Raw genomic sequence first — 6171 nt, 5'->3', positions numbered from 1 at the left:
TCCTAAATTCGAAGCAATTGTGAGATATTAGGAGCAATCCTAACTCTAGAGTGTCCAGTTTATCAAGAAAGGGTCAATAGAACCATATTGGAATGTAAATCCAGGCCTTACGCTCGCCTTTTTGGACCTTTTTTGAGTTGAGATAGAACCATATTGGAATGTAAATCAGCACACCTTTGAGATATCTACCAAAAGGCCTCAGTTGAGATAGAACCATATTGGAATGTAAATTCACCACCGCCTTACCTTGGTCAGCCAATTTCAAGTTGAGATAGAACCATATTGGAATGTAAATGGAAAAAGTGCAGCAAAAAGAATCTCAGAATGAATCAGTTGAGATAGAACCATATTGGAATGTAAATTTGGCAAATTGGCACTGGGAAGACGTTTGGACTTAGTTGAGATAGAACCATATTGGAATGTAAATGACTTCAGGGAGCGCTATACAAGTTTAAATGTTTCGTTGAGATAGAACCATATTGGAATGTGAATTGAGATACAGGCATCTCTTATATCTCATGGTCATTAGTTGAGATAGAACCATATTGGAATGTAAATTATTTTCTGAGAAACAATGAGACCGCCAGAATTGGAGTTGAGATAGAACCATATTGGAATGTAAATCATCCATTCGGCTGCCAGTATTGAATCAAGCGGCAGGGTTGAGATAGAACCATATTGGAATGTAAATGGAGCCTTCAGTTCAAACAATAGACAAGATTTTAGGTTGAGATAGAACCATATTGGAATGTAAATCTAACAGTTGACATTCTTCATGGGCTTGCTTCCGTTGAGATAGAACCATATTGGAATGTAAATGTTTTTACCTTTATGGCAGTCGCAAAGTCTGCATAGGTTGAGATAGAACCATATTGGAATGTAAATACAATCCGCGTTTTCATATTGATATCTCGTTATGGACCGGTTGAGATAGAACCATATTGGAATGTAAATGGGCATTGAACCGGTGGAAGGTGACGGCAAGGCGAAGTTGAGATAGAACCATATTGGAATGTAAATTTACTTTCAGGGCTACATTCGGGGCAGATGATGCTGTTGAGATAGAACCATATTGGAATGTAAATCTGGCCAATATTGCCAAAGAACATCCCGGCTACTTTGGTTGAGATAGAACCATATTGGAATGTAAATCTGATATCTAACGAGGAGGTTGGCCAGATTCTTGCGTTGAGATAGAACCATATTGGAATGTAAATGAAAATAAACCGGAAGCAGTTCTGAGCGGTCAAGAGTTGAGATAGAACCATATTGGAATGTAAATGAATGTATGGCCGGGTATCAGTCAGATTTTTCCCGTTGAGATAGAACCATATTGGAATGTAAATATGCTTATGCCGGATGATCCTGCAGCTGGACCAAGTTGAGATAGAACCATATTGGAATGTAAATCCATTCGTCCGGCAGCGTTCCGATGTTTGTTTCAGTTGAGATAGAACCATATTGGAATGTAAATCTTTAACCGCTTGCCGATGCACCTTGTTATAGTTGGTTGAGATAGAACCATATTGGAATGTAAATTTTTGTATTGCAACCAGAGCCGTTGTGCCTGCCCCGTTGAGATAGAACCATATTGGAATGTAAATTTTTCTCTATCAACAGCCCTTGATGGCAAACTGGAGTTGAGATAGAACCATATTGGAATGTAAATGTAGACTTAGATAGTTTATCTGCAGCCTGATCAAGTTGAGATAGAACCATATTGGAATGTAAATTTCTCCATCAACCCTGCTTCGGCATCCATTTCACGGTTGAGATAGAACCATATTGGAATGTAAATTTATTTGTTGTATTGTTTACTACCAACTTAAACGGGTTGAGATAGAACCATTTTGGAATGTAAATTATCTCGGTAATGCACGTCTTGCCGTACAAATTCGGAGATAGTGACCCATACCCCATTTGATAGACAAAAAAATGCCGTAATCTACGGCATAGACAAATCAGATATGGGTAAGGGAAACAGAAATTAATTTGCAGTCAATTGGGCGATTCTCAGGAATTTAAAATGGCGTTCTACAATATACTTGTAAAAGTAATCGCAAAACGCTTTATTGCAACGTTCCAAACAGCAAGGACCATTGATCAGTTTGATGTGGATTTGTACTTTAAATTGGTAGAAAAGATAACGGTCTATGATGCAAGGTTGGTAATTAGCCTGCTTGATGGGTCCGAAATAGAGTGTGAGATTTATTAATTATCCATATTCCGGTTATATACTATCCCTACATGTAAAAGCAATAGATCCATAGGTTTCTAATTCTTAAGCCCACTTTAAAAAGGTACTTTACTTGACAATTAATTCAAATTTTTATAAACTGAGATACATAATATACAAGAAATACATAAAATGCACAAGATACAATAGTAACGGTAAAGTGAGGGTAATATTATGAAACAATTAGTTAAGATAATTAAACTATATTCCGATGGTTCGTATAAAGAAGAGGTATTTAACTCTAGTATAGAGTCTACACAAAAAAATGAAATAAGTGAAATCTTAATAAATGACGTGGATATAAAAATTAAAGAAATATTAGCTAATGAAGATTTATCAAAAAGAATTGCAATTAATTTAGCAATATTATTAAAGATTAAGATTAATTATTTGCATATGGATTTGAAAAGAGCGATAAATAGTGCAATCACACAAATTTCTAGGCTAGAAGGTGTAAGCCGTTCGACAGTTGCAGATAAGATTGGTCGACAACTTAATCTTTCAAGTAAACAATATCGTGAAATAATTAAAGAAATGCTTAATGGTAATGTCAGTCCTATCGTAAATCATCTCACTAAATTTTTAGGGCGAGATACTGTAGAAGCAGACTTAAGAGCTATTGAAAAATTTTTTCATGAATTATAATACGAAATCTAAACCTAAATTTAATCTAATAGAAAAATAATTCAAAAAAATTTTGACCCAATACACAACAAAAACAATAAAAATATAAAAAGTTGACGTACTATAAATTTCGTGTTAGTATAATTATAAAATATAGTGGAGGGAAGTTTATGAAGGACTTATCAAAACTTAAAGGTATAACTCCGGAGTTCATATCTTATGTAAAGAATGAACTTATTACAAATTACTTACTAAAAGGAACTAAGAAGGTAGTTCTATCGAAGGTTAAATATTCTAAAAAGGAAGAAGAGACAAGCAATATTCTTGATGAAATGCTTTCATTTGAACTTTTAGATGGAAGAAAATTTAAAGCAAGGGAAACTTGTCGTACATTAAGATATTTTATAGAAGTCGTATAACAAACAGTATATCTATGAGATTGTAACTTGAAATAAGATGAAATTTACTGTTGCTGCTAACCCAAGGTGTCCAGCAAAAGACGGCTTATGCTGTCCATAAACTGACGGAAAAAGTGTCCAATCAGGCCCGGAATCGGGAGAGCTAAGAAAGCTCTCCCTGAATGACCAGTTTCACAATATGGTCATCGATGATTCTTTTGCCATTCTGCGAGCCATAGAGCAGGCAATGGGTACAGAGTTTGTTGATAAGTCGGGCTGAACCGCTTGAATACTGAAAAACCACATCCAGAGAACTGTCTGTGAATGTCAGAGAAAATATCGTGATCAGCGCCTGCGTAATTCAAATGGCGGCTGACATAGGCTCCGACCTGAGCACGATCCAGATGCTGAAGCTTGCACTGCAGATCAATTCTCTGCCGTATGGCGGCATAAGACTGCAGTTGGAACCGTTCCCAGAGTTCATTCTGACCAACCAGAATTAATGCCATTGGACTTTGGGCATCCATCTTGAAGTTTAGTAGGAACCTGACTTCTTCAAGCATTTCCCGGTCCAGCAAATGCGCTTCATCTACAATTACCACCGGCTCCAGACGGTGAATGCCCTTCATAAGCTCAATCTCCCGGTGTAATTGCCGTTTGGCATCTCCACGGTAGAACTTGGATTCACAACCCAGTTGCTCTAACAGACCCTTGTAGAAATGACGTGGGGTGAGCTTGGAGTCTGCCAGGTACAAGACCAAGTATTTGCCTGGATCAAGCATATCTTTGAGGCGGCGTATGGTGGTTGTTTTACCGATGCCACATTCACCCGTCACAACGGCAAATAGTTGGCGTTCCGCCGCATAGCTTAGTCTGCCTAGGGCTTCTTCCACCATGACACTATTGTACAGTTCTGCAGTGGGAATATCTCTGGCAAAAGGGGTTTTGGTGAGGCTGTAAAAGCTTTCATACATGCTACTCACCAGCCTTTCCCACGTTTCTGTAGCTCACAGCGGGAAGCTGGCGGGTTCTGCGTTCACCATGCTTTTTGGTAGCACCCTGCAGCAGTCTTGAAGTCTCAGCCTTCATTGGTGCAAGATGTTCAGGAAGTTTGGGTCTTGGCCCGGTGCGTTCTCCAATAACCAGCTCGCGGGCCTGCCAGGGAGTATGACCTGGATATTCAATGGTCAATTCGCTGGTGTCAGCGGGGTCGTAAATCACCTCCACTTTACAGCCAATGAAGGAAGCGCCGACTTCATATTTTCTTCCTTCGAAACTGATACAACCGGCTTTGTCCACCTTTCTTGCCTCGCAGTGGAGGAAGGCGTTTTTAAGCACCTCGGGATCAATATATTTCACGGCTTTACTATCACTACGGTAGGCTGTTTCAGGACTCATATTGTTTGCAAGAGCCGAGTGGGGTTTATGCTGGTAGCACTCCTCCAGCCAAACCCAGAACAGGGTGTTTAGTGCGTCCAAGCTCTTTGGTTTTTCTAGGGCAGCCTCACTCAGGAAAGAATCAACCACCCTGTTAAAACGTTCAATTTTCCCGGTTGACTCTGGAGAGTAGGGCTTGGCGTAAAGCAGTCTGATGCCCATTTTAGCGCAGGCCCTGTTCATCCACTTGGTTCGATACTGCTCGCCATTATCAAAGAAAACTGTTTCTGGGATAGCATATTTCTGAATGGCCTGCCTAAAGGCATCTTCGATGATAACCTGGTCCAGGGTAGGATAAAACTGGCTATGGAGTACAAAACGAGTGGCATCATCGATGAACACAACCAAGAATACTTGCTTCAGAGCTCCATCTGGACCAATAGGCAGATAAGGGCCATACTTAATGTCAGAGTGCCATAGCTGATTCCGGTATCTATGCTGATATCTCCGGGCTGCTATACCACCACCGGCGTACATTTTCATATGCCTGGTGCTGTAGCCAAGGGCGGAGAGTTTTTCCTGCAGGGTACTGCGCTTCAGTTGCCCTGGAGCAACCAGACCTTCCCACTCCAGGATGCGGATGATTTGCGAAACACTACGACCGGGGACTTCCCTGCGCAGTAGAACTGCCTGTTCCATTACATCTTCCGGGATAGCAGCTGGGGTGTTCTTCTGTCCCTTTCCCTTAGGTCTTAGCCCATCGAAGCCATGTTTCTTGTACTGATCCAGATACCGGCGCAAGGTTCTTTCGGAAATGCCGTACTGTTGGCAGATTTGGGCTTTGGTCTCTCTGATTTTCCCGGTATCCGTTCCTGCTGCCAGGATGGACGTCAGTAGTTGCACCCGTTCTACTGCGATCTCATCTGCCTTTTTATGATCCTTCATGCTGAACTCCTCCTTTTTCTGGTTTCAGCATGAGTGTATTACAGGAATATTAGGACATAAATGCAGAACGGGTATGTACCCAATTATTTGTATTTACCAGTGTTCGGACAGCTCTGGCCAGCCAACTCACTTCTTCGCCTACATAGGCTTTTATTCTTTGGAAAACCGGACCGCTTTTTACAGTATCCAGACCACGTTGGGCAGCTACTGAACCGAGGCAGCCTGCAATGTATCCTGAAATTTCCCGAAACCAACGTTTTATCCGGTATATGCTGCTGTTTTCACAGGAAACTTCATCGCTTACATCATTAACGATTGCTTCAATAACCCCGCTGGAATATCTTTTGTAGGGCACTAACATGTCCGGCAGTTCATGATGTATCTGCCTGCAACCCAAACATCTAAGCCGACGTATTACCAGGATTATTGCTTCTCCGTCACCCTTTAAGGCACCGCGATTTCTACTGCCGATTACCTTAAGTTCTGGATTTCCACATATAGGGCAAATGCTAATTTCTTCGCTTTTAACGTAATATTTATTGCTGCTATCCTTATCCCAAATCAACCGGTACTTTGCGATGCTTATCATAA

Annotated in this window: 5 protein-coding genes and 1 CRISPR repeat array; of the genes, 2 read left to right on the top strand and 3 right to left on the bottom strand. The window is 40.7% G+C overall.

Annotated features, from left to right (window positions below; translation table 11 throughout):
* Positions 1 to 70: 70 nt before the first annotated feature.
* Positions 71 to 1863: direct repeats of the CRISPR family, unit length 30 nt; unit sequence GTTGAGATAGAACCATATTGGAATGTAAAT.
* Positions 1864 to 2410: 547 nt separating this feature from the next.
* Positions 2411 to 2881 carry a hypothetical protein gene (locus Ga0451573_RS07505; protein ID WP_231683266.1) on the top strand — a complete coding sequence of 157 codons (471 nt, stop codon included), beginning with the start codon at positions 2411 to 2413 and terminating at the stop codon, positions 2879 to 2881.
* A 149-nt stretch (positions 2882 to 3030) separates the two neighbouring features.
* Positions 3031 to 3279, top strand: a complete 249-nt coding sequence (locus Ga0451573_RS07500; protein ID WP_231683265.1) for a hypothetical protein — start codon at positions 3031 to 3033, stop codon at positions 3277 to 3279.
* Positions 3280 to 3461: 182 nt separating this feature from the next.
* Here Ga0451573_RS07500 and Ga0451573_RS07495 read toward each other — a convergent pair whose 3' ends face one another.
* The 3 genes from Ga0451573_RS07495 to Ga0451573_RS07485 are packed head-to-tail and all read right to left on the bottom strand — an operon-like array spanning position 3462 to position 6169.
* Positions 3462 to 4232, bottom strand: a complete 771-nt coding sequence (locus tag Ga0451573_RS07495) for an ExeA family protein (RefSeq protein ID WP_337833075.1) — start codon at positions 4230 to 4232, stop codon at positions 3462 to 3464.
* A gap of 1 nt (position 4233) precedes the next feature.
* Entirely contained in the window at positions 4234 to 5580 is a 1347-nt protein-coding gene (locus Ga0451573_RS07490; RefSeq protein ID WP_231683264.1) for a DDE-type integrase/transposase/recombinase, read from the bottom strand.
* Positions 5581 to 5629: 49 nt separating this feature from the next.
* Positions 5630 to 6169, bottom strand: a complete 540-nt coding sequence (locus Ga0451573_RS07485) for a DUF6431 domain-containing protein (protein WP_231683263.1) — start codon at positions 6167 to 6169, stop codon at positions 5630 to 5632.
* Positions 6170 to 6171 lie beyond the last annotated feature (2 nt).

This window comes from Phosphitispora fastidiosa, assembly GCF_019008365.1.
Classification (GTDB): Bacteria; Bacillota; Thermincolia; order Thermincolales; family UBA2595; genus Phosphitispora; species Phosphitispora fastidiosa.
This window is presented reverse-complemented; position numbering and strand designations above follow the sequence as displayed.

Bases quoted from the DNA above. Each gene is read 5' to 3' on its own strand.
- Ga0451573_RS07505 (WP_231683266.1), top strand. From the start codon at position 2,411: ATGAAACAATTAGTTAAGATAATTAAACTATATTCCGATGGTTCGTAT.
- Ga0451573_RS07500 (WP_231683265.1), top strand. From the start codon at position 3,031: ATGAAGGACTTATCAAAACTTAAAGGTATAACTCCGGAGTTCATATCT.
- Ga0451573_RS07495 (WP_337833075.1), bottom strand. From the start codon at position 4,232: ATGTATGAAAGCTTTTACAGCCTCACCAAAACCCCTTTTGCCAGAGAT.
- Ga0451573_RS07490 (WP_231683264.1), bottom strand. From the start codon at position 5,580: ATGAAGGATCATAAAAAGGCAGATGAGATCGCAGTAGAACGGGTGCAA.
- Ga0451573_RS07485 (WP_231683263.1), bottom strand. From the start codon at position 6,169: ATGATAAGCATCGCAAAGTACCGGTTGATTTGGGATAAGGATAGCAGC.